Source organism: Vogesella sp. XCS3, assembly GCF_020616155.1.
Lineage (GTDB): Bacteria > Pseudomonadota > Gammaproteobacteria > Burkholderiales > Chromobacteriaceae > Vogesella.
This window is the reverse complement of record NZ_CP085530.1, coordinates 1,906,642-1,933,261: the sequence shown is the minus strand read 5'-3', so window position 1 is coordinate 1,933,261 and position 26,620 is coordinate 1,906,642. Positions and strand designations below refer to the sequence as shown.

Sequence of the window (26,620 nt, the reverse complement as noted above, 5' to 3'; positions counted from 1 at the left end):
ATTTTTTCAGGTGAAAGCGCCGACGCTTTCTGGCACAATGCGCGGTCTTTCAAGAAACACCTGCACACAATGACGCTTCCTGCCGCACCCCAAGCCATTAACAGCTACCGCAAGTACTGGGCGCAACGCTTTGGTACCGCCCCTTTCCTGCCCATGAGCCGTGCCGAGATGGACGAGCTGGGCTGGGATAGCTGCGACATCATCATCATCAGTGGTGACTGTTATATCGACCACCCCAGCTTCGGGATGGCGCTGGTGGGCCGCCTGCTGGAAGCGCAGGGTTTCCGCGTGGGCATTATTGCGCAGCCGGACTGGAACAGCGCCGACGCTTTCCGCGCGCTGGGCAAGCCCAACCTGTTTTATGGCGTCACTGCCGGCAATATGGACTCCATGATCAACCGTTATACGGCTGATCGCCGCCCGCGTTCGGACGACGCCTACACCCCGCACGGCGAGCCGAACAAGCGCCCGGATCGTGCCGTAACCGTGTACGCGCAGCGCTGCCGCGAGGCCTACCCTGGCGTAGGGGTGATGATTGGCTCCATCGAGGCCTCCTTGCGTCGTATTGCCCACTTCGATTACTGGAGCGACAAGGTGCGCCAGTCGGTGCTGGCCACGTCCAAAGCCGACATCCTGTTGTACGGCAACGCCGAGCGCGCGCTGGTGGAAATTGCCCACCGCGCGGCTCGTGGTGAAAAGCTGTCCGAGATGCGTGATATCCGCGGTACGGCTTTCATGGTGCCGCACGGCTGGAAGCCGGACGACGAGTGGCAGGAGATGGATTCCAGCGTGGTGGATGTGCCGGGCAAGGTGGACGTGATCCTGAACCCGTATCAGGAGATCCCAGAGCAAGCTGCCGAAGCGACTGCGGCCAACGACCCGAGCAAGCCGCAGGTGATCCGAATCGAGTCGCGCGAAGAGCGCCTGGCCAAGCGCCGCGCCGAGCGCGCCAAAACCGTGATCCGCATTCCGTCTTACGAGGCGGTGGCACACGACCCGGTACTGTACGCGCACGCCAGCCGTACCTTGCACCTGGAATCCAACCCCGGTAACGCCCGTGCGCTGGTGCAGCTGCATGGTACCCGCGACGTATGGCTGAACGCGCCGCCGATTCCGCTGACCACCGAAGAAATGGATTTCGTGTTCGGCCTGCCCTACGCCCGTAACCCGCACCCGGTCTACGGTGACGCGCACATCCCGGCGTGGGAGATGATCAAGTACTCGGTCAACATCATGCGCGGCTGTTTTGGCGGCTGTACCTTCTGCTCGATTACCGAGCACGAAGGCCGCATCATCCAGAGCCGTTCGGAGGAGTCCATCCTCAAGGAAATCGAGGAAATCCGCGACAAGACGCCGGGCTTTACCGGCCACATTTCCGACTTGGGCGGCCCTACGGCCAATATGTATCGCCTGAGCTGCAAAGACCCGAAAATCGAGCGTTCCTGTCGCAAGCTGTCGTGCGTGTTCCCGGATATCTGCGAAAACCTGGGCACCGACCACGGGCCGCTGATCCAGCTGTACCGCAAGGCGCGCGCCTTGCCTGGCGTGAAGAAGATCAATATCCAGTCCGGCCTGCGTTACGACCTGGCGGTGAAATCGCCGGAATACATCAAGGAGCTGGTACAGCACCACGTAGGCGGCTACCTGAAAATTGCGCCGGAACACACCGAAGACGGCCCGCTGTCCAAGATGATGAAGCCGGGCATGGGCGCCTACGACAAGTTCAAGGAGCTGTTCGAGCGCTTCAGCCGCCAGGCCGGCAAAGAGCAGTACCTGATTCCGTACTTCATCGCCGCCCACCCGGGTACCAGCGACGAAGACATGGTGAACCTGGCGCTGTGGCTGAAGAAAAACAACTTCCGTCTCGACCAGGTGCAAACCTTTACCCCGACGCCGATGGCGCTGGCCACCACCATGTGGCACACCAAGCGCAACCCGCTGAAACGCCTGTCGCGCAGCTCGGAAAAAGTGGACGTGGTGCGTGATGGTTACCGCCGCAAGCTGCACAAGGCGCTGCTGCGCTACCACCACCCGGATAACTGGCAGATCATTTACGACGCGCTGGTGCAAATGGGCCGTAGCGATTTGATCGGCCACGCCAAGCATTGCCTGATTCCGCCGACGCCACCGGGCGACAAGGCTGCCGCCGCGCGCCACCGCTTTGCCGGCCAGAGCCTGGCCGCCCGCGCCAAGGCGCAGCAAGGCCAGCCGCGCAGCTACGCCGGTGCGCCGCGAGGCAACGGCAAACCCGCCACCGCCAAGGCTCATGCAGGCAAACCGGCAGCAGCCAAACCGGCATCCGGCAAGCCCGCCGCCGCGAAGCCAGCCGCAGGGCGTGGTGGTGCGGGGGCCAAGCCCGCCGGCAAGGTTGGCCGCGGCCGCTAAGCTACGCATAGAAAGCATGACCCCGGCCGCCTAACAAGGCGGCTTTTTCTCGCCTGCTGCGGCACTTTTGCCGCCAGCAGGCTACCTAGTACTGCACGCACATTGCCCAGGTGGTCACCATGATTCGCATCCCGTTTGAACACAGCTACGCTACGCAGCTGCCGCAGGCCTGCGCTGCGGCCAACCCGGATAAACCAAGCGCGCCGCACCTGCTGTATTGGCATGCTAACCTGGCAGGCGAGCTGGGGCTGGACAGCAGCGGCGTGGATGAGGCTACCTTGGCTGCGCTGTTTGCCGGGGCGCAGTTACCCGCTGGTGCGCAGCCGGTGGCGCAGGTGTACGCCGGCCACCAGTTTGGCGGCTATTCGCCGCAGCTGGGCGATGGCCGCGCCTTGCTATTGGGCGAGGTGGTGGATACGGCAGGGCTGCGCCGCGACATCGCGTTCAAGGGTAGCGGCCGCACGCCGTTTTCGCGCCGTGGCGACGGCAAGGCGGCGGTGGGGCCCATGCTGCGCGAGCTGATCATCGGCGAGGCCATGCACGCGCTGGGCATCCCCACCACGCGGGCACTGGCCGTGGTGGCTACCGGCGATACGGTATACCGCGACCGCCCGCTGCCGGGTGCGGTACTGACGCGGGTGGCGGCCAGCCATATTCGCGTGGGTAGCTTCGAGTACTTTGCCAACCGCGGCGACGACGCTACATTGCGCCAGCTGGCGGCGTATACGCTGCAGCGCCATTACCCGCAGCTGCAGCACGCGGCCAACCCTTACCTGGCCATGCTGGCGGCGGTATGCCAGCGCCAGGCCAGCCTGGTGGCACAGTGGCTGCACGCGGGCTTCATTCACGGTGTGATGAACACCGACAATATGACGCTATCCGGCGAAACCATCGATTACGGCCCCTGCGCCTTTATGGACACTTACGACCCGGCCACGGTGTTCAGCTCGATTGACGAGCGTGGCCGCTACGCCTACGGCAACCAGCCGGCCATCGCGCAGTGGAACCTGGCGCGGCTGGCCGAGGCGCTGCTGCCGCTGCTGGATGCCGCGTCGATGGACGACGCCGTGGCGCAGGCCACCGAGGTGATTCATGGCTTCCAGACGCATTACCAGCAGGCGTGGCTGGCGCAGGCACGGGGCAAGCTGGGCCTGGCCGATGCACAGGAAGACGACCTGGCGCTGGCAGAAGACTGGCTGCTGATGCTGCATCGGCAGCGGGTGGATTTCACACTCGCCTGGCGCTATCTGGCCGACGTGCTGGACGGTGATGCCACCCGCCTGGCGGCCTTGTTTGCGCAGCCAGACGTTTTGCACAGCTGGCTGGCGCGCTGGCAAGCGCGGCTGGCGCACGGCGGCTCTATGGCGCTGGTGGCGGGCAAGATGCGTGCGGCCAACCCTTTGTACATTGCGCGTAACCATTTGGTAGAAGAGGCGCTGGCTGCGGCCAGCGAGTACGGTGATATGGCACTGGCGCAGCAATTGCTGTCCGTGCTGGCCCAGCCTTATGCGGAGCGCCCTGGGCTGGAACGCTACGCGCTGCCGGCCAGTGCCGAGCTGGCACGCGGCTACCGCACTTTTTGCGGCACCTGACGCAGCGGCCGGATCGCGGCCTCGGTAGGTTGGCCGCCGTGTGTCGGCTGGCAGCGTAGCGCTATCCTGCTCGCCGCTGTCAAGGCGCAAGCCCGGGGTGACAGGCAGCGGCATGTCATCAAGCGCCAGTGCCTGGCAAGCAAGAGGGCGCGCTAAAGCCAGCCAGCATCTTGGCACCGCTACCCGGCTGGTTTATAAGTGCTGTTCTTCCTTTGGCGCGCCATACCATGATCCTGCTCTACACCCCTAGCCCGAAAGAAACCCAGGCTTACATCGCACTTTTCCGTGCCGCCATGCCGCAGCAAACGTTTATCACGCTGGATGAGCTGGACGACCCGAGCCAAGTGGCTTACGTGGTGACCTGGGGGCCGCCCGCCGGGCTATTTGCCGGTTTACCGGCCTTGCGAGGCGTCTTTGCCCTGGGCGCTGGGGTGGATAAGCTGCTGGCGCGCGATGACCTGGACCCGGCGCTACCGATCTATCGCCTGCTGGATGGGGGCATGGCGGCGCAGATGCTGGAATACGTGCGTTTTGGCGTGTTGTCGTATCAGCGGCATATGGATATCTACCGTCGCCAGCAGGTTGCCGGCGTGTGGAAAATGCTGCCACCGCGTCTGTCCGCCGATGTGCGTGTCGGAGTGCTGGGGCTGGGCGAAATCGGCTTGGCCGTGGCGCGTGGCTTACAGGCCGACGGTTACCGCGTACAGGGCTGGAGCCGCACGCCGCGTAGCCTGCCGGGGCTTGTAAGCCACCATGGACAAGAGGGCTTGCACGCCTTGCTGGCGGAAAGTGACGTACTGGCCTGCGTGCTACCTTCCACACCCGAGACGGCAGGGTTGCTGGATGCCGCCAGGCTGGCACGGTTGCCTGCCGGTGCCATGCTGATCAACGCCGGCCGTGGCGACCTGCTGGACGAAGCGGCACTGCTGGCAGCGCTGGACGATGGGCTGCTGCGTTGTGCCCAGCTGGATGTTTTCTCCCGCGAGCCGCTGCCGCCAGATAGCCGCTTGTGGCAGCACCCGGCGGTGACGCTGACGCCGCATATTGCCGCCATTACCTTGCGCCAGCAGGCGGTGGCGCAGATTACCGACCGGCTGCAGCGTCTGGCACAGGGTGAGGCGGTAGCTGGGCAGGTAGAGCGGCAGCGTGGCTACTAGTTACGAAGTCGAGGGTTTTACCTGCGCATAGCTGACGATGCTGCGCGTGGCTGAGCGCGGGGTGTGGCTGACACAGTTGCGACCCTGCTGCTTGGCCTGGTACATGGCTCGGTCGGCGGCATTCAGTACATGCTCCAGCGTTTGCAGGCCGGTACTGCCTTCTGCAACGCCCAGGCTGGCCGTAAAGCAGATGACATGGTTATCCTGGATCACAGGGCTCTGGGCGATGTGATGTCGTAGTGTCTCGGCCTGCACCAGTGCTTTTTCCAGCGATACGCCTTGCAGCACCAGGGCAAACTCTTCCCCTCCCAGCCGAAAGGCTTGGCAGTGCTCGTCGGTGTACTGCTTCAGGATGCGGCCAACCTTGGCCAGTACCGCATCGCCGATACTATGGCCGTAGCCATCGTTGATGGGTTTGAAATGATCTATATCGATCATGATGATGCTATAGCAGGGAAACTGCTGCTGCTGCTGTGCCTCCGTTAGCCGGGTATGCAAGGCGCGCCGGTTGAGCAGGCCGGTCAGCGGGTCGTGTTGTGATAGCTGGTGCAGCTGCTTGGCCATGCGTGCTGCAATCCTTACCGCTGCGGTCAGGTTGAAAATGGCTGCCATCACCATGAACGCCACGGCTACCAGCAAGTTATTGTCGCTAGGCTGGTACAGCTCGGGTATCACGCTTTCCCCCAGCCACAGGCGTAGTACGGCACGCCCCACGAAAAATAGGCCAAACAGGCTTGCCGCCAGCTGAAACAGCCATGAGCCCGGGCCTGGAAACTCGCGCAGCATCGCCGAGTGGGTTATCCAGGTGACGGACAGGATAAGCAGTGCGATTTCTATCGACATGACAATCAGACGCCAATCACTCAGCCCCAGGTAACCTAGTATCAACAGCGGGAGTGTGGCGGCAAGGCTACCCAGCAGTATTGTCCGCTGTGAACAAGCCGGCAGACGCATGAAAAGCAAGTTGCCATTGACCGCGTAAGCCAAGCCGGCCAATAGCCACCAGGACATCAACGCATAAGGCAGAGGTTGAGACAAAGTATCGGCCGGCATCAGCATACATAGCAGTATGCCGTTAGCCAGACAAAGTGCTGACAGACTGTATTGCCATAACAAACGACGTTGATGACGTATCAGCAGAATGGCCAGCAGCCAGCCGGCCCCGTACAGGTAAAATTGAACAATCAGCAGCAGCCACTGGCTTGGACGCATGGCCTTCCATTCTGTTACATGACGCAGCAAAGCTGCATGGAGGCTCATTCTTGCCGCAGCGACTCATGACGACAACCTATCTATAAGACAATCCTTTTGGCATTGTTGCGTGCTTTCTTCACTCTTGGTGCTGGAAAAAATACCGCTGCCGCACGGCATCGTATAACCAGTTGAAAACATAGGTATACGGCAAGAAGAACAACAGAATGCCGATATCCAGCAGCAGCGCCTGCCAGTAGCTTATTGCCATCCACCAGGCCACTACCGGCACGCAGATAAACACCAGGCCACCTTCAAACAGGGTGGCATGCAGGCAGCGTACCGCTACCGTACGTTGCCATTGTCGGGCGCGCTCCAGGCGTTCGAACAGGGCGCCGAATACCACGTTCCAGCTCATGGCAATGGTGGATAGCATGATGGCCAGCACCCCCATCTGCGCCGGGCTGTGCCCCAGCAGCCAGCTGCCCAGTGGTACCAGTATCAGCATGGCGCAAACTTCATACAGGACGGCATGCAAGGCGCGCTCGGGCAGGGTTTTCTCGTGCGGGTTCATGGGGGACCTAAGCTGGCGGTGGGAATCATGCCGGCAGTGTGATAGGTTTTTCAGGTGTATAAAAGTTAGCTTCTATCGGAAAGGCCGATATGTCTGTCAGCAATGAAGCATTGCTTACCCTGGTGATGGTGGCCGAGCACGGCTCGTTTTCGGCGGCGGCGCGCGCGTTGGGCAAGCGCCAGTCCACCGTGAGTGAGTGCGTGGCAAATCTGGAAATTGATCTGGGCGTCAGCCTGTTCGAGCGCAGTGGCCGCCAGCCGCAGTTGACGGAGGCCGGCGAGCGCCTGCTACCCATGGCACGCCAGGCGCTGGCGGCGCAAGACCAGCTTTGCTTGCAGGCCCGGGCCCTGGCGGAAGGTACCGAGCCAAGGCTGAGCCTGGTGCTCTCCGATACCTTTCATACCGGTAGCCTGGAGGCAGCGCTGCAGGCGTTTGCCACGCAGTTTCCCCATACCGAGCTGGAGTGTCTGGTGGGCGAGCAGGACGACGTGTTGGCGCTGGTGCGGCAGGGGCGGGCGCAGCTGGGGCTGCTGTGCGGCCTGGCCATCCAGGATGGCTTGCTGGCCAGCCAGCCGCTGCCGCAGCCGGCCAGCACCTCGCTCTACGTGGCACCGCAGCACGCGCTGGCCCGCCAGTGGCCGCAAGACGAGTCACAGCTGCAGTCCCATCGCCAGCTGCGCCTGAACACCTATGGCGATACGGCACCGGCTGGTGGCGCAGGGCAGCGCTGGTACGCGCCCAGCTATCTGTTGCTGCTGGAGATGACCCAGCTGGGTTTTGGCTGGGCCGAGTTGCCAGACTGGCTGGTCGCACGGTACGCGCCCGAACTGGTGCCTTTACCGCTGCCAGGTTGGCCGCAGCGGCGCAGCCTGCACGCCGTGTGGCGGCGTGCACAGCCACCCGGGCCGGCAGCCGCCTGGATGCTGCAACACTTCTTGCAGCCACCCGCAGCAGGCTAGCCGGCCCGGCTAGGCTACGCTACCTGTGTGCCGCCATGCTGCGGCCAACCTTGCGGTATGGCCGAGAGCAGCTGGCGGGTGTAGGGGTGCTGCGGGTTGGCGTACATGGTATCGGCGTTGGCTTGCTCTACCACCTGGCCGTGCTGCATCACCATGACCTGGTCGGAGATATGCTTCACTACCGACAGATCGTGAGAAATGAACAGGTAGGACAGCCCGCATTCATCCTGCAGGTCTTGTAGCAGGTTCAGTACCTGCGCCTGTACCGACACATCCAGCGCAGACACCGACTCATCGCAGATCAGCACGTCCGGCTTCATGGTCAGGCAGCGTGCAATGGCAATGCGCTGGCGCTGGCCGCCGGAAAACTCGTGCGGGTATTTCTGCAAGGCACGCCTTGGCAGGCCTACGCGTTCCAGCAGCGCGGCAGCCAGCTGTTTGCGCTCGGCGTGATCGCGGCCGATGGCGTGCAGTGTCATCGGCTCCAGCAGGATTTCCTCTACGGTAAAACGCGGGTTCAGCGAGGCGTAGGGGTTCTGGAAGATAATCTGGATACGGCGTTTGCAGGCGTGAAATTCGCCGGGCGACATAGCCAGGATATCTTGGCCATTAAAGAGGGCTCGTCCGGCGCTGGCCTGGTGCAGGCGCATCAGCGTGAGCCCCACCGTGGTTTTGCCGGAGCCGGATTCGCCCACAATACCCAGCGTTTTACCGCGCGCCAGCTGGAACGACACGTCTTTCACGGCATGGAACACATGCTTGCCGAACAGCCCTTCGCGGCTTTCAAAGCTTTTGCACAGGCCCTGCACGTCCAGCACGATATCGTCGCCCGGGGCGTAGCCGCGTTCGCGCTGCGGTGGTACCTGGTAGGGCTGGTCTTGCAGAAAATCGTCGATTACCGCCAGCCGTGCCGGGCGGCTATCCAGCTGCGGACGGCAGTTCAGCAGCGCTTTGGTATACGCGTCCTGCGGTTGGGTGAACACTTGCTGCAGCGGGCCGTGCTCGCGGATTTCACCATGGCGCATCACGATGACTTCATCGGCAAACTCGCCCACCAGGCCCAGATCGTGGGTGATGAACAGCACTGCCATGCCGTGTTTTTTCTGTAGCTGGGCCAGCAGCTGCAGGATTTGCTGCTGGATGGTGACATCCAGTGCCGTAGTAGGCTCGTCGGCAATCAGCAGTTTGGGTTCGCAGGCAATGGCCATGGCGATCATCACGCGCTGTTGCTGGCCGCCGGACAGCTGGTGCGGGTAGGCGTCTACCTTGCGGTCTGGCTCGGGCAGGCCGACTTCTTTCAGCAGGGCGACGGCGCGCTGGCGGGCCGCCTTGCGCCGCATGCCGGTATGCAGCATCAGGGTTTCGATAATCTGGTCGCCCACGGTGAATACCGGGTTCAGCGAGCTCATCGGGTCCTGGAAGATCATGGCAATATCGCGGCCGCGTAGCGCCCGCAGGGCGCGGCGGTCTGCTTGCAGCAGGTTGCGGCCTTCAAACAGGATTTCGCTGTCAGCGGCGATCTCGGTGTTGTTCTCCGGCAGCAGCCGCATGATGGCCATGGAGGTGACCGACTTGCCGGAGCCGGATTCGCCCACCAGGGCCACTGTACGGTTGGCCGCAATATCGAAGCTGATGCCTTTGAGCGCCTGGAAGTGTTCGCCGCTTTCCATGCGGAAACTCACGCCCAGGTTGCGTACGCTCAGCAGGGGGGATGCTTGGGTCATCGGGAATCCTTATTTCACTTTCGGGTCCAGCGCGTCGCGCAGGCTGTCGGTGAGCATGCTGAAGGCGGTGACCAGCAGCGACATGAAGAGGGTTACGGCAGCCATTTGCCACCAGTAGCCTTGCAGCAGCTCGGCAGGCGCTTCCGCCAGCATGGCACCCCAGCTGGTCTGGCTGACGCCTACCCCGAAGCCCAGGAAAGACAGGATGGCTTCGTACTTGATCAGCGCTACGGTCAGGATGGAAAACTGCACCAGCAGCAGGTGGGTTACGTTGGGCAGAATGTGGCGGAACATGCGGCTGCGGTGGCTGGCACCAATGGCATCGGCGGCCTGTACGTACTCGCGGCCTTTGTGTTTCATGAATTCGGCCCGCATCAGCCGGTAGGTGCCTGTCCAGCTGGTGAGAGCCATGACCATGATCACGGTGTCGATACCGCGGCTCATCACCGCGGAAAAGGCCAGCAACAGCAGCATGTCGGGTACTGAGGTAAACACGCTGTAGAACCACATCAGCAGGTCATCGACACGGCGGCCGAAATAGCCGGACAGCGCGCCCAGCAGCGTACCGATCAGAATGGCCAGCAGCGCGCCAGACAAGCCCACCAACAGAGAGGTGGCGGTGCCTTGTATGACCTTTTGCAATACATCGCGGCCACGGCTGTCGCTGCCTAGTGGCAGCACGCTGTCGTTTGCCGGTGCTACGCTAAGTGGTGCGGCTTTGGCAGCCTGGGTCTGGGCTGCGGCCATGTCGGCGGCTAGCGGGTCGTCTTCGGCACTCATGCCGGTGGCGGCGCTGGCATCGGCAGCGCTGGTGTTGTGTTGCTGTGCGGCATCGATATCGGCCGCGGTCAGCTCTACGGTTGCGGGGCCATAGCCCTTGAACAGGGCGGGCGGCATATTCGGTTTGGCAACCTCATCGCGCCAGTGGCTGCCGGCCAGGCCTAGCCAGCCAGCCAGTGCCAGCAGGACGAAAGCAAGCACCACCCACAGGGCGGTGAGGCCGATACGGTCGCGGCGCAGGCGCTGCCAGCCCAGCTGCCACAGGCTGCGGGACGCCGGGCAGCTGGCATCGTCGGCCGCTAGGGTTGTTTGACTTGTCATGGGGAGTCCTTATTTCAGCTGCACGCGCGGGTCGATCAGCTTGTAAACAATGTCGGCCAGCAGGTTGAACACCATGGTGGCCAGGGCGACATAAATGGTGATGGCTTTGATCACCGGGAAGTCGCTGCGGTCTACCGCATTGAGCACCTCGTTACCCATGCCGGGGATGCCGAAAAAGCGCTCCAGCAGCAGCGCGCCCAGAAACAGGTAGGGCAGCGACATCATCAGCGAGGTGACGACCGGAATCAGCGCGTTACGCATCACGTGTTTGAGCATGATGGCCTGCTCGGACAGCCCTTTGGCGCGGGCGGTACGCACGTAGTCGTGGTTCATCTCTTCGACAAAGCAGCTACGGTAAAACCGGATATCCGGTGCCAGGCTGACGACCAGGCCCAGCAGCAATGGCAGCGGTACATACAGCCACAGATTGGTGGCCAGGCTGTCGCTCCAGCCCAGGATGGGGAACCAGCCCAGCTTGTGGGCGAGCCAGTACTGGCCGGCAATGATGTACACCAGGGCGCTGACCGACATGGCCAGCGTGCAGATCAGGGTAACGATGCGGTCGGTGAGGCTGCCGCGGACATAGGCCACGATGGCAGCGATGATGACCGACAGCAGCAGGCTGACCAGCAGCATGGGCAAAGCCAGGGTCAGCGAGGGGCCAATGCGGTTACCCAGGATTTCGGCTACCGGCTGCTGGGTAGACCACGAGATACCGAAGTCCAGGGTCAGTACCTGCTGTACAAAGATCAGGAACTGTTCGGGCAGGGATTTATCCAGCCCCAGCTGGTGGCGAATATTGGCCAGCGTTTCGGCAGAAAAGCTCTTGCCGGCCAGGATGTAGGATGGGTCTCCCCCCACCCAGTTGAATAGTACGAACAGCAGCAGCATCACCCCGAACAGGGTCGGGACCATCTGCCACAGGCGGCGCAGGATATAAGCAAGCATGATTCAAGTCTCCAGACAAACGCGGGCAGCCAGCCCCCTGCGGGGCCGGCTGCGGGTACAGAAAGCAGGGTTTACTTCTGGAGGTCGATATAACGCCAGGTGGTGTTCAGCAGCGGGTGCAGCTTGAAGTTTTTCACGTAGCGGTGTGCCAGCTGGCTGCGCACGCGGGTATCGCCAAAAATCCATGGCTGCTGCGCTACCACGATCTTGTTCATGGCGTCGTATAGCTTGTTGCGCTCGGCACCGTGCGGCAGTTTCAGCGAGGCTTCGAACAGGCGGTCGTATTCGGCATTCTTGAAGTTGGCACTATTGGCGTCGCCAGCGTTCTTGCCGTACAGCAGCTGCATGAAGTTTTCGCCGTCCGGGTAGTCGGCGCCCCAGGCCAGGCCCCACATTTGCAGCTTGTTCTGGCGGTTGGCTTTATTCAGCTCGTTCCATTTGCCGTACTTGAAGGTGAGCTTGATTTTCAGGCTGTCGAAGGCCTTTTGCCAGTATTCGTTCCACTGCTTGTCTATGCCGCTGGTGCCGGTGGCCATTTCAATGGACAGCGGCTTGCCGTCCGGCAGGGTGCGCAGGCCGTCGGCGCCCACTTTGTAGCCAAAACGGTCCAGCAGGGCGTTGGCCGCAGCCGGGTCGTATTTCACCGCGCCTTTGAACGCCGGGTTGTAGCCGGCTACGCCTTCCGGAATAACGTAGTTCACCGGTACAGCCTGGCCGCGGCGGATGGCGGCGATGGTTTCACTGCGTGGAAAGGCCATGGCAATGGCGCGGCGCAGGGCGATTTTCTCTTTGGCGTCGCCGCCGACTACCGGGTCTTGCATATTGAAGAACTGGTAGGTGATTTCCAGGTCTTTCTTGCGCTCCAGCTGGATGCCCTGCTTGGCGTATTTATCCTGCAGTTTCACATTCAGCGGGTTTTTCGGGTCGATGAGCAGGGCTTCTTGCAGGGCAGCTTGCGGAATACCGGAGATGTCCAGCTGCTTGTTGACGAAGGCCAGCCACAGCGGCTGTTCTTCTTCGATGATGGAAACTTCCACGCGGCCAACCTTGGGCAGCGTCTGGCCATTGATCACCAGCTTGCGGAAGTTCGGGTTGGCTTCCAGGATGATTTTGTTGCCCGGCTTCCATTCTTTCAGGGTATACGGGCCGGTACCTACCGGTTTGGCATTGGTGTTGCTGGCGTAGGCTTCGATGGCCTCACGCGCGACTGCGCCAAAGGCCGGCATGGCCAGAATCTGCAGGAAGTTGTAGTTGCCTTCGTTCAACGTGAGCTGCAGTGTGTACTTGTCCAGCACCTTGATGCCCTCTACCGGGGCGTCGTAGTTCAGGGCACCCTTGCCGGCGGCCTTTACCAGCGCATCGGCGCCGGCAAAGCGGCCATCTACCAGAAAGCTCCATGGCGAATTAATGGTCGGGTCGAGGTGGCGCTTGATGGAGTAGGCGTAGTCGGCAGCGGTCAGCTCGCGTTTTTGGCCTTTGAAGGCTACGTCAGGGGAAAAGTAAATGCCGGGTTTCAGTTTAAAGGTATACACCTTGCCATCGGCCGAAACGGTCGGCATGACAACGGTGGTATTGGGAATGACCTTGGCCGGGCGCGCCAGATAGTCATAGGTAACCAGCGGGTCGAACACGTTTTCCAGGATGGAGCCAGAGTAGGTGTCTGATACCTTGGCCGGGTCGAAACCGGTTTCCGGCACGTTGAAGGCAACGTGCAGCACCTTGTTCATGTCGGCCGCCTGGGCGCCAACGGCAGCAAGGGCGGCGATTGTGGCGACGAGAATGCGTTTCTTCATCATTGTTTCTCCTTTTATATCTTGGAATGGCTCTTACAGGGCAGTCCATGCCAGTTTTTTACTGTGGCTGCAGAGTAAACCACTGTGCAGCCGGATGGAATATCTACCAATACTGGCCTTTGGGCTAGTAGCACGGGTTGCTGCATCTTCTCACGGCGGAGGCTGCAGCATGGCTTGCAGTAGCGACAGGGTCAGTTGCACCTTTTGGGGCAGGTAGCGCCGCGCCGGGTATACCGCGTACACCTGTGCCGCGAGCGGGCTGACATCCAGCGCAATACGCTGCAGGCGGCCATCTTGCAGAGCGTCTGCCAGCACGAACTCAGGTTGATAAGCAATACCCATACCGGCGATGGCGGCACTGGCCAGCACATCACCGTTATTGGCCAGCAAGGGGCCGTCTACCGCCTGCTGGCGCAGTGTCTGGCCGTGACCAAACTGCCAGAATTGTTGTGTCTGCTGCAGGCTGTAGCGCAGGCAGGCATGGTTAGCCAGCTCATCCAGCGTGCGCGGCGTCCCGTGGCGTGCCAGGTAGGCGGGGGCTGCGCACAGCACCATGGCAATTTCACCTAGTGGCCGTGCCACCAGTTGGCCGGGCAGGGGCTGTGTGCTGATGCGCAGTGCCAGGTCGAAGCCGGCTTCCACCAGGTCTACCTGCTCGTCGGACAGCATCAGCTCGATTTCCAGCTGCGGGTGGCTGGCGTGTAGCGTGGCCATCCATCCCCCGAGAAAGCGCATGCCAAAAGACAGCGGCGCCGACATGCGCAGTTTGCCGTGTACGCTGACACTTTGCTGCTGTGCCAGTGCATCGGCTTCTGCCAGCTGCGCCAGGATAGGGCCGATGCGCCGGCTGTAATCCTGGCCCGCTTCGGTCAGCGTCATGCGGCGTGTGGTGCGCTGGATCAGGCGGCAGCCCAGGTGCTTTTCCAGTGCGGCCAACTGTTTGCTGACCATGGCGCCAGACATGCCCAGCCGCTGCGCGGCGCCGACAAAGCTGCCGGCCTCCACAATGGCCTGGAAGACCTGTAGTGCGGTGAGTCTGTCCATTGATTATTTCTTTATGGTAATGAATCAACTTCCTGATTGTATCTTTATCAATTCATTGCGGTGAATTGTAATGTCAGCATGACTGAATCAATGGAGCCTGCCATGAGCCTTCTCGCCCCCCTTTTCATTTCGCACGGTGGCCCGGACGTACTAATCAACGCCTCGCCAGCCCGCCACATCTGGCAGCAGTACGCCGCCGCCCAACCGCGGCCGCGGGCGATTCTCATCATGTCCGCGCACCATCTGGCGAGCGAGCCGCTGGTGGGCTGGTCGCCACGCTGGCAGGCGGTGCACGATTTTGGCGGTTTCCCGCGCGAGTTATATACGCTGAACTACCCGGCGGTATCAGACGAGCAGCTCGCCCGGCAAGTACAGGCCAAGTTGGCCGCAGCGGGTGTAGCAGCACACCTGCAGCAGGCGAATGGTCTGGATCATGGTGCCTGGGTACCGCTACTGATGATGTACCCGCAAGGTGATATCCCGGTGATTACCCTGGCAACCCTGCCACGCCAGGATGCCCGCACGCACTATTTGCTGGGTAAAGCGTTGGCTGATCTGGCCGCAGATGGCGTGCAGATTATTGGCTCGGGCAGCGTTACCCATAATCTGTATGCGTTGGGCGCACCGGATGCACCGGCACAACCCTGGGCGCTGGCCTTTGCCGATTGGGTAGCCACCCGGCTGGAGCAGGGCGATAGCGAAGCGCTGCTGGCCTGGCAAACACAGGCGCCTTTTGCACGTGAGAATCACCCCACCGACGAACACTTGCTGCCACTGTTCTTTGCCATGGGTGCCGCGCAGGGCCGGCCCGGGCGCAGCCTGCATCGTGGTATCGAATATGCGGCGGTCACCATGGATGCCTGGGTATTTGAGTAGCCTGCCAGATAGTTACCCTACTCAGCCCCATCCGCGACTCCGGTCGCTGATGGGGTTTTTTTGTGCCTGTGGCGGTGGAGTTTTAATGATATTGGTATTGCATTTTGATTTGATTTTGGAATATTTTGCTTTTTTTATACTGTTTTTGCTTTTTTCATCAATCAGAATTACTGCTTGTTGGTGTGGGTGTTAATAAATGTTAAGCAGTTGAACTTTTACTAATGACAGTAAGTCAATGATATTCATCGAAAATTAGTAGTTCAAAAAATTAAAATGCTTTGTTCGAAACCTTCTTCTATGGCTTTGTTGCACAAATCAGCCGTAGGTCGAACTACCCCAATCCCCAGACGGATTTATCCCATACGGACCGTTTGCGGCGTGCCCAGTGCTGTGAAGCGATTCAGAATCGCTGCACAGATTTGAAGCTCCGCTACTTGCCGGTCAAAGTCCCGTGACTTAACCCGATCTGCCAGCAATTTGAAACAGTGCATCTTCGTTTCGACCAAGCTGCGGCGATGGTAGCCACTCCACTTTTTCCAGAGCGCGCGCCCCAGATACTTCACCGCTCGTAGCGACTCATTGCGAGCCTGATTGCCCCGTAAATTCCCTTTCCAGAATTGGCCATTTCGACGTGGGGGAATGATGGCTGCCGCCCCACGCTCTGCAATCGCTGCGTAACATAGGCGTGTGTCGTACGCCCCATCCGTGGTGACGGTTACCAGTCCCTCTCCCGCCGGAATTTGCGATAGCAGCTCTGGCAGCATCGTGGCATCTCCAGTGCGATTGTCGGTCACTTCCATTGCCCGGATTTCCAGCGTTTGCGCATCTATGCCCAGATGCAGCTTGCGCCATTGGCGGCGGTAATCAGCGCCATGCTTTTTCACCTTCCACTCGCCTTCACCCATCATCTTGATGCCGGTGCTATCCACCAAGAGATGCAGACAACCTTGCTTTTTCTGTACCGGGATGCGGACTTGCAGGTCTTTCTGGCGGCGGGAAAGCGTGCTGAAGTCGGGGACGGCCCAGTCAAGGCCAGCCAGGCGCAACATACTTTCGACCATACCTGTGGCTTGCCGTAGCGCCAGGCCAAAGAGGCATTTGATGGTGAGACAGAACTGGATGGCAGCATCAGAAAAAGTTAGCTGCCGTCCCCGCCTGCCGGTAGCCGGTGCCAACCAGTTCATGCCTTTGTCGAGCCAGAGAAGGAGCTGCCCTCGTTGCTTGAGGGACTGGTTGTATGACTGCCAGTTGATGGTTTGGTACTTGGGAGGAAGGGGCTTGCTCATGCGGTCATTCTACCGGACGGACGCAAGCACTGATTTGTGCAACAAAGCCTTCTTCTATCTACTAATGAAGATAATCACTATAGTGACCACATCGCAAGGACGTACAAACAAGACACAAGGTCTGCTGGAGTATGAATGGTTTGAGTCCTTGTCTTGTTCAGGTGGCACGCCCCACCCATTACACTTTTAAAGGAATGACTACCATGAAAAAACTGACCCTGATCGCTACTGCCATTGCCCTGTTTGCCGGTGCAGCCCAAGCCCAAGACGTTGCCAAGATCGGCGACCTGCAAGAACCGACTGTTTTCGCCAAGATCGGTGATCTGGAACAGCCAACCAACTTCGCCAAGATCGGTGACCTGGAACAGCCAACCAACTTCGCCAAGATCGGCGATCTGGAACAGCCAACCAACTTCGCCAAGATCGGCGATCTGGAGCAGCCAACCAACTTCGCCAAAATCGGTGACCTGGAACAGCCGACCAACTTCGCCAAAATCGGCGACCTGGAACAGCCAACCAACTTCGCCAAGATCGGTGATCTGGAGCAGCCAACCAACTTCGCCAAGATCGGTGATCTGGAGCAGCCAACCAACTTCGCCAAGATCGGTGATCTGGAGCAGCCAACCAACTTCGCCAAGATCGGTGACCTGGAGCAGCCAACCAACTTCGCCAAGATCGGTGATCTGGAGCAGCCAACCAACTTCGCCAAGATCGGTGATCTGGAACAGCCAACCAACTTCGCCAAAATCGGTGACCTGGAGCAGCCAACCAACTTCGCCAAGATCGGTGATCTGGAACAGCCAACCAACTTCGCCAAGATCGGTGATCTGGAACAGCCGACCAACTTCGCCAAAATCGGTGACCTGCAAGAGCCCACTATCTTTGCCTGATCGTTGGTGTAGCCAAGAAAAAAGCCCGCAATTGCGGGCTTTTTTGTTTTGCGGCCAACGTTGGCCGCACAGTTTGCTTAGCGAATGACCGGCTTGTAGCGGATACGCTTGGGCTTGGCACCTTCTTCGCCCAGACGGCGTTTCTTGTCGGCTTCGTACTCTTGGTAGTTACCGTCAAAGAACGTCCATTGCGATTCGCCTTCCGCCGCCAGGATATGGGTGGCGATACGGTCCAGGAACCAGCGGTCGTGGCTGATCACGAACACGGTGCCGGCGAATTCCAGCAGGGCGTCTTCCAGCGCGCGCAGGGTTTCCACGTCCAGGTCGTTGGACGGTTCATCCAGCAGCAGCACGTTGCCGCCTTTCAGCAGCGTCTTGGCCAGGTGCAGGCGGCCGCGTTCGCCACCGGACAGCATGCCCACTTTTTTCTGCTGGTCGGCGCCTTTGAAGTTGAAACGGCCCAGGTAGGCCCGGCTGGACATCTCGAAGCGGCCAACGTTGATCATGTCCAGGCCGCCGGAGACGTCGTCGAAGACGGTCTTGTCGGCTTCCAGGCTGTCGCGGTGCTGCTCGACAAAGGCCATTTGTACGGTCTGGCCGATTTTCACGGTGCCGGTATCGGGCTGTTCTTTGCCGGCAATCATCTTGAACAGCGTGGATTTACCCGCGCCGTTCGGGCCGATGATGCCGACGATGGCACCGGCAGGGGCCTTGAAGCTCAGGTTGTCGATCAGCAGGCGGTCGCCAAAGCCTTTGCTGACGTTTTCGAACTCGATCACTTCATTACCCAGGCGCTCGGCGACCGGGATGAAGATTTCCTGGGTTTCGTTGCGCTTCTGGTATTCGTGGCTGGACAGCTCTTCGAACTTGGCCAGACGGGCTTTGGATTTGGCCTGGCGGCCTTTCGGGTTCTGGCGCACCCATTCCAGTTCCTGTTTCATGGCCTTCATGCGGGCGCCTTCCTGCTTGCTTTCCAGTTGCAGGCGGGCTTCCTTCTGTTCCAGCCAGCTGGAGTAGTTACCTTTCCACGGGATGCCTTCGCCGCGGTCCAGCTCCAGAATCCATTCGGCGGCGTTGTCCAGGAAGTAGCGGTCGTGGGTGACGGCCACCACGGTGCCAGGGAAGCGCACCAGGAACTGCTCCAGCCACTCTACCGATTCGGCGTCCAGGTGGTTGGTCGGTTCATCCAGCAGCAGCATGTCCGGCTGCGATAGCAGCAGCTTGCACAGCGCTACGCGGCGTTTTTCACCACCGGACAGCGGGCCGATCTTGGCGTCCCACGGTGGCAGGCGCAGCGCGTCGGCGGCCAGCTCCAGCTGCAGTTCGATGTTGTCACCGGCGCCGGCGGAAATGATGGCTTCCAGGCGGGCTTGTTCTTCGGCCAGGGCGTCAAAGTCGGCGTCCGGCTCGGCATACGCTGCATAGACTTCTTCCAGGCGCTTTTGCGCGCCCATCACGTCGCCCATACCGCTTTCCACTTCTTCGCGTACGGTCTTGTCGGCGTCCAGCTGCGGCTCTTGCGGCAGGTAGCCGATTTTCACGCCGGCCAGGTGCTGTACTTCGCCGTCGTACTCTTTGTCCACATTGGCCATGATGCGCAGCACGGTGGATTTACCGGCGCCGTTCAGGCCCAGCAGGCCGATTTTGGCGCCGGGGAAGAAGGACAGGGAAATGTCCTTGATGATCTGGCGCTTGGGGGGGACGATCTTGCTCACGCGGAGCATGGACATCACGTATTGAGCCATGGTTTACCTAGTTTCAGTATGAAAAGACAGAGCGCCACGGAGCCGAACGAAGCCCACGACAAGCCGCGATACGGGCCACTAGGCCCTGGGCTATTCCGTGTTTTTTGTGTGCTTCCGTGGCGAAAAAACAAAACATCAGTGTATCAAATCCGCTAGCGGCCAACCTTGTTACTGGCGCGCGGTGCGGATGTTGGCCGGCGGTACGGCGCTGGCATCGTTAGTGCGCCACGGGTTGATATCGAGGCCGCCGCGGCGCGTATAGCGTGCGTACACGGTCAGGCGCTGTGGCGCGCAAGCTTGCAGCACGTCGGTAAAGATGCGCTCTACGCACTGCTCGTGAAATTCGTTGTGCTGGCGGAAGCCGATCAGGTAGCGCAGCAGGGCTTCGCGGTCGATGCGCGGGCCGGTGTAGCTGATCTGCACGCTACCCCAGTCCGGCTGGCCGGTGACCAGGCAGTTGGATTTGAGCAGCTGCGAGCACAGCGTTTCGCTGACGATGTTGGCCGCATCGGCGCGTAGTGCCTGCGGGCAGGGCGCGTAGCTGTCTACGTCGATATCCAGCTCGTCGATGCTGCTGCCCGCCAGCTCCACGATCTGTTCGCGGGCAAAGTCGGCGGGCGACAGTAGGCTGACTTCTACCTTGCCGCCGGCGGCATTGCTCAGGTCCATGCTGAGCTGGGCTTGTACCTGATCCCAGCTGGCGATGCGGGTCTGGTTGTAGCTGTTCAGGTAGAGCTTGAACGATTTGGATTCGATCAGGTTGGGGCTGTCGGCCGGAATACGGAAAGTGGCAATGGCCACCTGCGGCTTGCCGCGTGCGTTCAGCCACGACAGCTCGAAGCCGGTCCACAAGTCTACGCCTGCAAAGGGCAGCGCGTTGGCGGCCACGCCGATTTCATCACGCTTTTGCTGGCGGGCGATGGGGAACAGCAGGCTGTTGTCGTATTGGTCCTGGTAGTCCACTTTTTTGCCAAGTGGCGAAAATTCCGGGGTGTAAGTCGGGGTCATGATGGTTCCTCGTGCTGCGGCGTATCCGGTGGGGCCGCCGCCAGCTTTATTGTAGGCAAGCCTGTCGGGCTTGCCGGGGCATCAGGTGGTACGGCGCATGAACTGGCGCGGGCGTACGCCCATGGCCAGCAAGGTGGCAAAGTAGGCCACGGCACCGGCGGCTACCAGCAAAGTCAGCCACATCACGCGTTGCCAGCTGTGGCCGTGCCAGTTGATAGGCAGCACCTGCTGTAGCGCCAGCAGGGTGCCCGCCATCACGGCGACGGCCAGCAGCAGCTTCAGCAAAAAGGCTGGCCAGCCGGCAGCGGGCTGGTAGATGGCGTGCTTGCGCAGCTGGTAGTACAGCAGGCCGGCGTTCAGGCAGGCGCCAAGGCCAATGGAGAGCGACAGACCCGCGTGTTTGAGCGTGCCGATAAACATGAGGTTCATCAGCTGGGTGGCGGCCAGGGTGACCAGGGCAATTTTTACCGGGGTCTTGATGTTCTGGCGCGCATAAAAGCCCGGTGCCAGCACCTTCACCAGAATCAGCCCCAGCAGGCCTACCGAGTAGGCAATCAGCGCCTGCTGCGTCATGGCCGCATCGTGCGCGGTGAACTTGCCGTACATGAACAAGGTGGCGATCAGCGGCTGCGACAGCACCGCCAGGCCCACCGTGGACGGTATGGCCAGCAGCAGCGACAGGCGCATGCCCCAGTCCAGCAGCTGGCTGAATTCGCCGGCACTGGCCGCGCCACGCGCCGCGTGCTTGGACAGCGACGGCAGCAGGATGGTACCTAGCGCCACGCCCAGCACACCGGTGGGAAACTCCATCAGGCGGTCGGCGTAATACATCCACGACACGCTGCCGGACACCAGAAACGACGCGAAGATGGTGTTGATGACCAGCGAGATCTGCGCAATGGATACGCCGAAAATGGCCGGCCCCATCTGGCGGATCACGCGCCATACGGCGGCATCGCGCAGGTTCAGCCGCGGCATGGGCAGCATGTCCAGCTTTTTCAGGTGCGGCAGCTGGTAGGCCAGCTGGGCGATGCCGCCAAAGAATACTGCCCACGCCAGCGTGAGGACTGGCGGGTCGAAGTAGGGCGTCAGCAGCAGTGAACACGCAATGAACGACACATTCAGCAGCGTGGGGGTGAAGGCCGGTACCGAAAAGCGGTTCCAGGTATTGAGCACGCTACTGGCCAGCGACGATAGCGAAATGAACAATATATAAGGGAAGGTGATGCGCAGCAGATCGCTGGTGAGCGCTACCTTGTCGGGATTGCTGGCAAAGCCGGGGGCGGTAAGCCAGATGATCCACGGTGCGGCCAACATGCCCAGCGCGGTGACGATCACCAGCACCACGGTCAGCGTGCCGGTAATGTGCGACAGGAATACGCGCGTTTCCGCCTCGCCGCGTTGTTCCTTAAACTCGGCCAGTACCGGTACAAAGGCCTGCGAGAAGGCGCCTTCGGCAAAGATGCGGCGCAGCAGGTTGGGTAGTTTGAAGGCCACGAAGAAGGCGTCGGTAGCGAGCCCCGCACCAAATACGCGGGCGATGATGGCGTCGCGTACAAAGCCCAGAACACGCGAAACCATGGTCATGCTGCTGACTTTTGCCAGCGCGTTAAGTAGGTTCATTCTTGGGTAAAATCAGACAGTAAATTGGAGTATTCAGCCCCACAGTTTACGCGGGGGGGATTGTTGTTGCAAAACCAGATGTTAAGGCTTAGAATCGCCGGTTTCAGATTCCGCTCATCAGGAGAAACACATGGCTAACAGCGCACAAGCTCGCAAGCGTGCACGCCAGGCTCTCAAGCAGCGCGCGCACAACGCCAGCCTGCGTACTGCATTCCGCACTGCAGTTAAGAAAGTTATCAAAGCCGTAGAAGCTGGCGATAAAGCCGCTGCTCAGGTTGTATACCAGGCTTCGACCAAGGTAATCGACCGTCTGGCTGACAAAGGCGTGTTCCACAAGAACAAGGCAGCTCGTCACAAGAGCCGTCTGTCCGCACAGATCAAGGCAATGGCTGCCTAATCTGCTGTAATGGCAAAGAATACGCAAGGGCCCCGCATTCGCGGGGCCTTTTGTGTTTCTGGGCTGGCACTTTGCTACCGCCAGGCGGTCTGCTACTTCTTTAAAGGCGTGCCAATCATATGATGCGAAAACTGCTTCCCCTGTTGCTATCGCCCTTGGCTTGGGCCGATCACAGCGCTTCTTTGCAGCAGTGTGCCGCGCTGGGCGAGCCCGGCGCACGGCTGGCCTGTTACGACGCGCTGGCTGCTGCGGCCAACCCTGTAGTGCCTGCGTCTGCCCCGACGCCGACGCCAGCGCCCGTGGCAGCCGTACCTGCCGAGACGGTGCAGGCCGGCCGCCACAGTACGCTGGCCAGCCAGTGGGACCTGGACGAAGACAACAAGCTGGGTACCTTTGTGCTGCGCGCCCACAAGCCGACCTATATGCTGCCAGCCTGGTACCAGGCGTCGCCCAATGCCCGCCCGGGTTCGCCCACGCAGGAGCCGGTGACCTTGTTTGGCCAGAAAATGAACGATGTCGAGGTCAAGTACCAGATATCGTTCAAGAGCAAGATGTGGGAAAACGTGCTGGGTACGCCGGCCGACCTGTGGTTTGGCTACACCCAGCAGTCGCACTGGCAGATGTATAACAAAAAGCAGTCGTCGCCCTTTCGTGAAACCGATTACGAGCCGGAGCTGATGCTGACTACCCCCTTGCCCAGGCACTTCAGGCTGGGTGACTGGCAGATGCGTATGGCCGGCGTAGGGATATTGCACCAGTCCAATGGCCAGACCGACCCGCTGTCGCGCAGCTGGAACCGTGTGTATGCCATGGCCGGGGCGGAAAACGGGAATCTGTCGCTGACCGGACGCTGGTGGTACCGCCTGCCGGAAAACAAGCAGGACGACGATAACCCCGATCTGGTGCGCTATATGGGGCACGGCGATGTGCAGGCGATCTACCGCTGGAACCGCCACACCCTGGGTGCTACCGCCCGCTATAACCCGCAAAGCGGCAAAGGTGCGCTGCAGCTGGACTGGACTTTCCCGGTGGCCGGCCGTTTGCGGGGCTATGTGCAGGCCTTTGACGGCTACGGTGAATCGCTACTGGATTACAACCATCACTCGCGCGGCGTCGGCTTTGGCCTGATGATGACCGACTGGCTCAGTAACTGAACACTCGCCACAAAATGACAGCCCCTGCGGCCAACTTGGCTGTCAGGGGCTGTGTTGTCTGGTGTGCTGCGGCTTATAGCTCGATATCGCCGCACAGCAGGGCCGCTGCTTCGCGTGCCATCTCGCCTTCTTCATCCGTGGCCATCACGTAGGCGTGCAGGCGGCTGGCCGCGCTGGTAATGCGGTAAGACTGCGCCAGGTTGGCCGCCAGGTCGGCTTCAAAGCCCAGCCAGGCCAGCTGTTTCAGAATGCGGCTGCGGATTTCCGGCGAGCGCTCGCCAATCCCAGCGGTAAACACGATGGCGTCCAGCCCCTTCATGGCGGTAGCCAGCGATGCTACCTCGCGTGCGGCGCGATAGCAGAACAGCACCACTGCCTCGCGTGCCTCGTCGGTCTTGGCTTGCAGCAGCTCGCGCATATCGCTGGACACGCCGCCGGATACACCGTACAGGCCGCATTGCTTGTACAGCTCCTGCCGGACTGCGGCGATATCCATGCCTTCGTGTTCCATCCAGTACAGCACCACCTCCGGGTCCAGCGTACCGGGGCGGGTGGACATCATCAGCCCGTCCAGCGCCGAGAAACCCATGCTGGAGGCCACGCTTTGCCCGGCCTGGATGGCGCAGGCGCTGGCGCCGCTACCCAGGTGCAATACCACCACCTTGCCGTCGCCCAGGCCCAGCTCGGGCAGGCGCCGCGTAATAGCCGCGTAGGACAGGCCGTGAAAGCCATAGCGGCGCAGGCCCTGCTCGTGCCAGTGGCGGGCAATACCGAAACGGGTGGCTACCACAGGCTGGCTGCAGTGAAAGGCGGTGTCGAAACAGGCGATCTGGGTCAGGTGCGGGTCGAGCTTGGCAAAAGCGTGCATCACCGACAGGCTCACCGGCTGGTGCAGCGGGGCCAGCGGGATCAGCGCCGACAGGTCGTCCACCACCTCGGGCGTCATCACCACCGGGCTACGATAATGTTGGCCGCCGTGTACGACGCGGTGTGCTACCGCCAGTGGCGTCAGGTCGTGGTCTGCCAGGGTGTTCAGCACCGCGGCCACGTTCTCGTCGCGGTTGCCGCTGCCTAGCGGCTGCTGGTAGCGCTTGCCGCTTTTTTCCAGCTCCAGGCAGGCATGGTCGCGGCCAAAGTGGTCCACCATGCCGCGCGCCAGCAGCGTCTTGCCGTCGCTGCTGTAGGCGCGGAATTTCAGCGTGGCCGAGCCCGCATTAATGGCGATCAGTGCTTTGCCCATGCTTTCCCCTTTTTTGTTTTATGGCGTGCTTTTCTGGCCTGCCGCGCGTTTGTGGGCAGCGTACAGGTTGGCCACGGCGGCCGAGGCCAGGCGCCCGGCGGCATCGTCGGCGCGGCTGGTCAGCACAATTGGCACCCGTGCGCCCATCACGATGCCGGCGCTGGCGGCGGCGGCCAGGTAGGTCAGCTGCTTGGCCAGCATATTGCCGGACTCCAGGTCTGGCACCAGCAGGATGTCCGGCTCGCCCGCTACATCCGACTCGATACCCTTAGTATCTGCTGCCGCGTGCGAAATGGCATTATCAAATGCCAGTGGGCCATCCAGCACGGCGCCTTTTATCTGGCCGCGGTCGGCCATCTTGCACAGCGCGGCGGCGTCCAGCGTAGAGCGGATCTTGGGGTTGATGGTTTCCACCGCAGACAAAATCGCCACCTTTGGCCGGGCAATACCCAGGGCGTGGCACAGGTCGATGGCGTTCTGGCAGATGTCACGCTTGGTGGTGAGATCGGGCTCGATATTGACGGCGGCGTCGGTAATGAACAGGTAGCGCGGGTAGCTTTCTACTTTCATTACGAAGACATGGCTGATGCGGCGGTCGGTACGGATGCCTTTGGCGCGGTCCAGCACGGCGCTCATGAATTCGTCGGTGTGCAGGCTGCCTTTCATCAGGCTGTCGGCAAAGCCTTCGCGTACCAGCTCTACCGCACGCTCGGCGGCGGCGTGGCTGTGCTCGGCGTCGATGGTTTCAAAGCGGCCCAGGTCGATATCCATGCTGCTGGCCAGTTTGGCCAGTTTGCCACGCGGGGCAATCAGGATAGGGGTGGCAATACCGTGCTCGGCGGCTTCTACGGCGCCCAGCAGGGCTTCCGGGCTGCACGGGTGGGCCACGGCCATGGGGCGGGGGCCGTTGCTCTGGGCTTGTTCGATGATATCGGTAAAGGCGTGGTCGTCGCGGGTCATGGCTGGGTTCCTTGGGCTATGGGTCGGTGCCGCCATTGCCAACCCCCGGCGCAGCAGGCGGCCTGCCACGCCGGGGCAGGGCTTACGCCATGATGTTGAAGCCGCCATCCACGTAGGTGACCTCGCCGGTCAGGGCGCGGGCAGCGTCGGATACCAGGAAGGCGGCGGTCTGGCCGATGTCTTCAATGCTGACCAGACGGTTTTGCGGCGCGCGCTCGATGGCGTCATCGATCAGCTTGTCGAAGTGGGCAATGCCGCTGGCGGCGCGGGTTTTCAGCGGGCCGGGCGAGATGGTGTGCACGCGGATGCCCTTGTTGCCCAGCTCGTGCGCCATGTAGCGTGTGGTGCTTTCCAGCGCGGCTTTCACCGGCCCCATGATGTTGTAGTTTTCTACCACCTTGTCGGCGCCGTAGTAGCTCATGGTCAGCAATGCGCCACCGTTTACCATCAGCGGCTCGGCCAGGCGCGCCATTTCGATGAAGGAATAGCAGGACACGCGCATGGCTTGCAGGAAGCCGTCCTTGCTGCAGTCTGTCACGCGGCCGTGCAGGTCGTCCATCGGGCAGAAGGCAATGGAATGCACCACGAAGTCCAGGCTGCCCCAGCTGTCGCGGATAGCATCGAATACGGTGTCCAGCTGGCCATCTTCCTGTACGTCCAGCGGCAGGATCAGCGAAGCGCCCAGACCTTCAGCCAGCGGGCGCACGAAGCGTTCTGCTTTATCGTTCAGGTAGGTAATGGCAATGTCGGCGCCCAGGTCGCGCATGACCTTGGCGCAGCCGTAGGCGATGCTGTGCTCGTTGGCCACGCCAACAATCAGGCCGCGTTTGCCGGCGAGCGGCAGGTGGGATGTAGTCATTACAAACTCCAGTTCGGGTGACGATGGAAGGTGGCCAGCCCCATGCTGCAGTGCGTATGTTGCGCTGCCATGAATCCGATTTTTGTATTGGCGTATCAGTCGGATATAATCACC

The 26,620-nt window shown here is 61.1% G+C and carries 22 protein-coding genes; 8 read left to right on the top strand and 14 right to left on the bottom strand.

Annotated features, from left to right (window positions below; genetic code table 11):
* Positions 1 to 69: 69 nt before the first annotated feature.
* From LCH97_RS09125 to LCH97_RS09115, 3 genes are all read left to right on the top strand, one after another.
* Positions 70 to 2,385, top strand: coding sequence for a YgiQ family radical SAM protein (locus LCH97_RS09125; RefSeq protein ID WP_227301463.1), 2,316 nt, complete (start codon positions 70 to 72; stop codon positions 2,383 to 2,385).
* A 119-nt stretch (positions 2,386 to 2,504) separates the two neighbouring features.
* Positions 2,505 to 3,977 (top strand): YdiU family protein, encoded by a 1,473-nt coding sequence (locus LCH97_RS09120; RefSeq protein WP_227301462.1) that lies wholly within the window; start codon positions 2,505 to 2,507, stop codon positions 3,975 to 3,977.
* A 227-nt stretch (positions 3,978 to 4,204) separates the two neighbouring features.
* Positions 4,205 to 5,134, top strand: coding sequence for a glyoxylate/hydroxypyruvate reductase A (locus tag LCH97_RS09115; RefSeq protein WP_227301461.1), 930 nt, complete (start codon positions 4,205 to 4,207; stop codon positions 5,132 to 5,134).
* Here the strand turns inward: LCH97_RS09115 and LCH97_RS09110 are convergent, their stop codons facing one another.
* A complete protein-coding gene (locus LCH97_RS09110; RefSeq protein ID WP_227301460.1) occupies positions 5,135 to 5,977 on the bottom strand; it encodes a GGDEF domain-containing protein in 843 nt (280 codons plus the stop codon). It lies immediately after the preceding gene.
* A gap of 487 nt (positions 5,978 to 6,464) precedes the next feature.
* Positions 6,465 to 6,899 carry a multidrug/biocide efflux PACE transporter gene (locus tag LCH97_RS09105; RefSeq protein ID WP_227301459.1) on the bottom strand — a complete coding sequence of 145 codons (435 nt, stop codon included), beginning with the start codon at positions 6,897 to 6,899 and terminating at the stop codon, positions 6,465 to 6,467.
* An 89-nt stretch (positions 6,900 to 6,988) separates the two neighbouring features.
* On the opposite strand from LCH97_RS09105, the gene LCH97_RS09100 reads away from it, so the two are divergent.
* Complete coding sequence (locus tag LCH97_RS09100) at positions 6,989 to 7,858, top strand: LysR family transcriptional regulator (protein WP_227301458.1); 870 nt, start codon at positions 6,989 to 6,991, stop codon at positions 7,856 to 7,858.
* Positions 7,859 to 7,872: 14 nt separating this feature from the next.
* Here the strand turns inward: LCH97_RS09100 and LCH97_RS09095 are convergent, their stop codons facing one another.
* The 5 genes from LCH97_RS09095 to LCH97_RS09075 all read right to left on the bottom strand — a co-directional run bounded on the left by LCH97_RS09095 (position 7,873) and on the right by LCH97_RS09075 (position 14,468).
* Positions 7,873 to 9,582: an ABC transporter ATP-binding protein gene (locus LCH97_RS09095; protein ID WP_227301457.1), complete on the bottom strand. Its 1,710-nt coding sequence runs from the start codon at positions 9,580 to 9,582 to the stop codon at positions 7,873 to 7,875.
* 9 nt (positions 9,583 to 9,591) lie between these two features.
* The gene (locus LCH97_RS09090) at positions 9,592 to 10,683 is read right to left on the bottom strand and encodes an ABC transporter permease (RefSeq protein WP_227301456.1); all 1,092 of its coding nucleotides are present in this window, start codon (positions 10,681 to 10,683) and stop codon (positions 9,592 to 9,594) included.
* A gap of 9 nt (positions 10,684 to 10,692) precedes the next feature.
* A complete protein-coding gene (locus LCH97_RS09085; RefSeq protein ID WP_227301455.1) occupies positions 10,693 to 11,631 on the bottom strand; it encodes an ABC transporter permease in 939 nt (312 codons plus the stop codon).
* Positions 11,632 to 11,702: 71 nt separating this feature from the next.
* A complete protein-coding gene (locus LCH97_RS09080; RefSeq protein WP_227301454.1) occupies positions 11,703 to 13,427 on the bottom strand; it encodes an ABC transporter substrate-binding protein in 1,725 nt (574 codons plus the stop codon).
* Positions 13,428 to 13,574: 147 nt separating this feature from the next.
* Entirely contained in the window at positions 13,575 to 14,468 is an 894-nt protein-coding gene (locus LCH97_RS09075; protein WP_227301453.1) for a LysR family transcriptional regulator, read from the bottom strand.
* Positions 14,469 to 14,570: 102 nt separating this feature from the next.
* On the opposite strand from LCH97_RS09075, the gene LCH97_RS09070 reads away from it, so the two are divergent.
* Complete coding sequence (locus LCH97_RS09070) at positions 14,571 to 15,344, top strand: class III extradiol ring-cleavage dioxygenase (RefSeq protein WP_227301452.1); 774 nt, start codon at positions 14,571 to 14,573, stop codon at positions 15,342 to 15,344.
* Positions 15,345 to 15,697: 353 nt separating this feature from the next.
* On the opposite strand, the gene LCH97_RS09065 is transcribed toward LCH97_RS09070, so the two are convergent.
* Entirely contained in the window at positions 15,698 to 16,630 is a 933-nt protein-coding gene (locus tag LCH97_RS09065) for an IS5 family transposase (RefSeq protein ID WP_227301451.1), read from the bottom strand.
* Positions 16,631 to 16,833: 203 nt separating this feature from the next.
* Here LCH97_RS09065 and LCH97_RS09060 point away from each other — a divergent pair, with 203 nt between their 5' ends.
* Positions 16,834 to 17,520, top strand: coding sequence for a hypothetical protein (locus LCH97_RS09060; protein ID WP_227301450.1), 687 nt, complete (start codon positions 16,834 to 16,836; stop codon positions 17,518 to 17,520).
* 77 nt (positions 17,521 to 17,597) lie between these two features.
* On the opposite strand, the gene ettA is transcribed toward LCH97_RS09060, so the two are convergent.
* The 3 genes from ettA to murJ form a co-directional block, all read right to left on the bottom strand.
* Positions 17,598 to 19,265, bottom strand: a complete 1,668-nt coding sequence (gene ettA, locus LCH97_RS09055) for an energy-dependent translational throttle protein EttA (RefSeq protein WP_017508134.1) — start codon at positions 19,263 to 19,265, stop codon at positions 17,598 to 17,600.
* A gap of 168 nt (positions 19,266 to 19,433) precedes the next feature.
* Positions 19,434 to 20,273, bottom strand: coding sequence for an NADPH-dependent 7-cyano-7-deazaguanine reductase QueF (gene queF / locus LCH97_RS09050; protein WP_227301449.1), 840 nt, complete (start codon positions 20,271 to 20,273; stop codon positions 19,434 to 19,436).
* An 81-nt stretch (positions 20,274 to 20,354) separates the two neighbouring features.
* Positions 20,355 to 21,896, bottom strand: coding sequence for a murein biosynthesis integral membrane protein MurJ (murJ, locus tag LCH97_RS09045; protein WP_227301448.1), 1,542 nt, complete (start codon positions 21,894 to 21,896; stop codon positions 20,355 to 20,357).
* Positions 21,897 to 22,026: 130 nt separating this feature from the next.
* Here murJ and rpsT point away from each other — a divergent pair, with 130 nt between their 5' ends.
* Together rpsT and LCH97_RS09035 are read left to right on the top strand one after the other, a co-directional pair.
* Complete coding sequence (gene rpsT, locus LCH97_RS09040) at positions 22,027 to 22,293, top strand: 30S ribosomal protein S20 (protein ID WP_017508131.1); 267 nt, start codon at positions 22,027 to 22,029, stop codon at positions 22,291 to 22,293.
* Positions 22,294 to 22,412: 119 nt separating this feature from the next.
* Positions 22,413 to 23,447, top strand: a complete 1,035-nt coding sequence (locus LCH97_RS09035) for a phospholipase A (protein WP_227301447.1) — start codon at positions 22,413 to 22,415, stop codon at positions 23,445 to 23,447.
* A gap of 73 nt (positions 23,448 to 23,520) precedes the next feature.
* On the opposite strand, the gene LCH97_RS09030 is transcribed toward LCH97_RS09035, so the two are convergent.
* From LCH97_RS09030 to fabI, 3 genes are all read right to left on the bottom strand, one after another.
* On the bottom strand, positions 23,521 to 24,687 hold the full coding sequence (locus LCH97_RS09030) for an acetate/propionate family kinase (protein WP_227301446.1): 1,167 nt from the start codon (positions 24,685 to 24,687) through the stop codon (positions 23,521 to 23,523).
* Between the two features lie 18 nt (positions 24,688 to 24,705).
* A complete protein-coding gene (locus LCH97_RS09025) occupies positions 24,706 to 25,647 on the bottom strand; it encodes a phosphate acetyltransferase (protein ID WP_227301445.1) in 942 nt (313 codons plus the stop codon).
* A gap of 82 nt (positions 25,648 to 25,729) precedes the next feature.
* On the bottom strand, positions 25,730 to 26,506 hold the full coding sequence (gene fabI / locus LCH97_RS09020; RefSeq protein WP_227301444.1) for an enoyl-ACP reductase FabI: 777 nt from the start codon (positions 26,504 to 26,506) through the stop codon (positions 25,730 to 25,732).
* Positions 26,507 to 26,620 lie beyond the last annotated feature (114 nt).

What these genes read in the sequence shown, in the direction of transcription:
- LCH97_RS09125 (WP_227301463.1), top strand. Translation starts at nt 70, where the DNA reads ATGACGCTTCCTGCCGCACCCCAAGCCATTAACAGCTACCGCAAGTAC.
- LCH97_RS09120 (WP_227301462.1), top strand. Translation starts at nt 2,505, where the DNA reads ATGATTCGCATCCCGTTTGAACACAGCTACGCTACGCAGCTGCCGCAG.
- LCH97_RS09115 (WP_227301461.1), top strand. Translation starts at nt 4,205, where the DNA reads ATGATCCTGCTCTACACCCCTAGCCCGAAAGAAACCCAGGCTTACATC.
- LCH97_RS09110 (WP_227301460.1), bottom strand. Translation starts at nt 5,977, where the DNA reads ATGTCGATAGAAATCGCACTGCTTATCCTGTCCGTCACCTGGATAACC.
- LCH97_RS09105 (WP_227301459.1), bottom strand. Translation starts at nt 6,899, where the DNA reads ATGAACCCGCACGAGAAAACCCTGCCCGAGCGCGCCTTGCATGCCGTC.
- LCH97_RS09100 (WP_227301458.1), top strand. Translation starts at nt 6,989, where the DNA reads ATGTCTGTCAGCAATGAAGCATTGCTTACCCTGGTGATGGTGGCCGAG.
- LCH97_RS09095 (WP_227301457.1), bottom strand. Translation starts at nt 9,582, where the DNA reads ATGACCCAAGCATCCCCCCTGCTGAGCGTACGCAACCTGGGCGTGAGT.
- LCH97_RS09090 (WP_227301456.1), bottom strand. Translation starts at nt 10,683, where the DNA reads ATGACAAGTCAAACAACCCTAGCGGCCGACGATGCCAGCTGCCCGGCG.
- LCH97_RS09085 (WP_227301455.1), bottom strand. Translation starts at nt 11,631, where the DNA reads ATGCTTGCTTATATCCTGCGCCGCCTGTGGCAGATGGTCCCGACCCTG.
- LCH97_RS09080 (WP_227301454.1), bottom strand. Translation starts at nt 13,427, where the DNA reads ATGATGAAGAAACGCATTCTCGTCGCCACAATCGCCGCCCTTGCTGCC.
- LCH97_RS09075 (WP_227301453.1), bottom strand. Translation starts at nt 14,468, where the DNA reads ATGGACAGACTCACCGCACTACAGGTCTTCCAGGCCATTGTGGAGGCC.
- LCH97_RS09070 (WP_227301452.1), top strand. Translation starts at nt 14,571, where the DNA reads ATGAGCCTTCTCGCCCCCCTTTTCATTTCGCACGGTGGCCCGGACGTA.
- LCH97_RS09065 (WP_227301451.1), bottom strand. Translation starts at nt 16,630, where the DNA reads ATGAGCAAGCCCCTTCCTCCCAAGTACCAAACCATCAACTGGCAGTCA.
- LCH97_RS09060 (WP_227301450.1), top strand. Translation starts at nt 16,834, where the DNA reads ATGAAAAAACTGACCCTGATCGCTACTGCCATTGCCCTGTTTGCCGGT.
- ettA (WP_017508134.1), bottom strand. Translation starts at nt 19,265, where the DNA reads ATGGCTCAATACGTGATGTCCATGCTCCGCGTGAGCAAGATCGTCCCC.
- queF (WP_227301449.1), bottom strand. Translation starts at nt 20,273, where the DNA reads ATGACCCCGACTTACACCCCGGAATTTTCGCCACTTGGCAAAAAAGTG.
- murJ (WP_227301448.1), bottom strand. Translation starts at nt 21,896, where the DNA reads ATGAACCTACTTAACGCGCTGGCAAAAGTCAGCAGCATGACCATGGTT.
- rpsT (WP_017508131.1), top strand. Translation starts at nt 22,027, where the DNA reads ATGGCTAACAGCGCACAAGCTCGCAAGCGTGCACGCCAGGCTCTCAAG.
- LCH97_RS09035 (WP_227301447.1), top strand. Translation starts at nt 22,413, where the DNA reads ATGATGCGAAAACTGCTTCCCCTGTTGCTATCGCCCTTGGCTTGGGCC.
- LCH97_RS09030 (WP_227301446.1), bottom strand. Translation starts at nt 24,687, where the DNA reads ATGGGCAAAGCACTGATCGCCATTAATGCGGGCTCGGCCACGCTGAAA.
- LCH97_RS09025 (WP_227301445.1), bottom strand. Translation starts at nt 25,647, where the DNA reads ATGACCCGCGACGACCACGCCTTTACCGATATCATCGAACAAGCCCAG.
- fabI (WP_227301444.1), bottom strand. Translation starts at nt 26,506, where the DNA reads ATGACTACATCCCACCTGCCGCTCGCCGGCAAACGCGGCCTGATTGTT.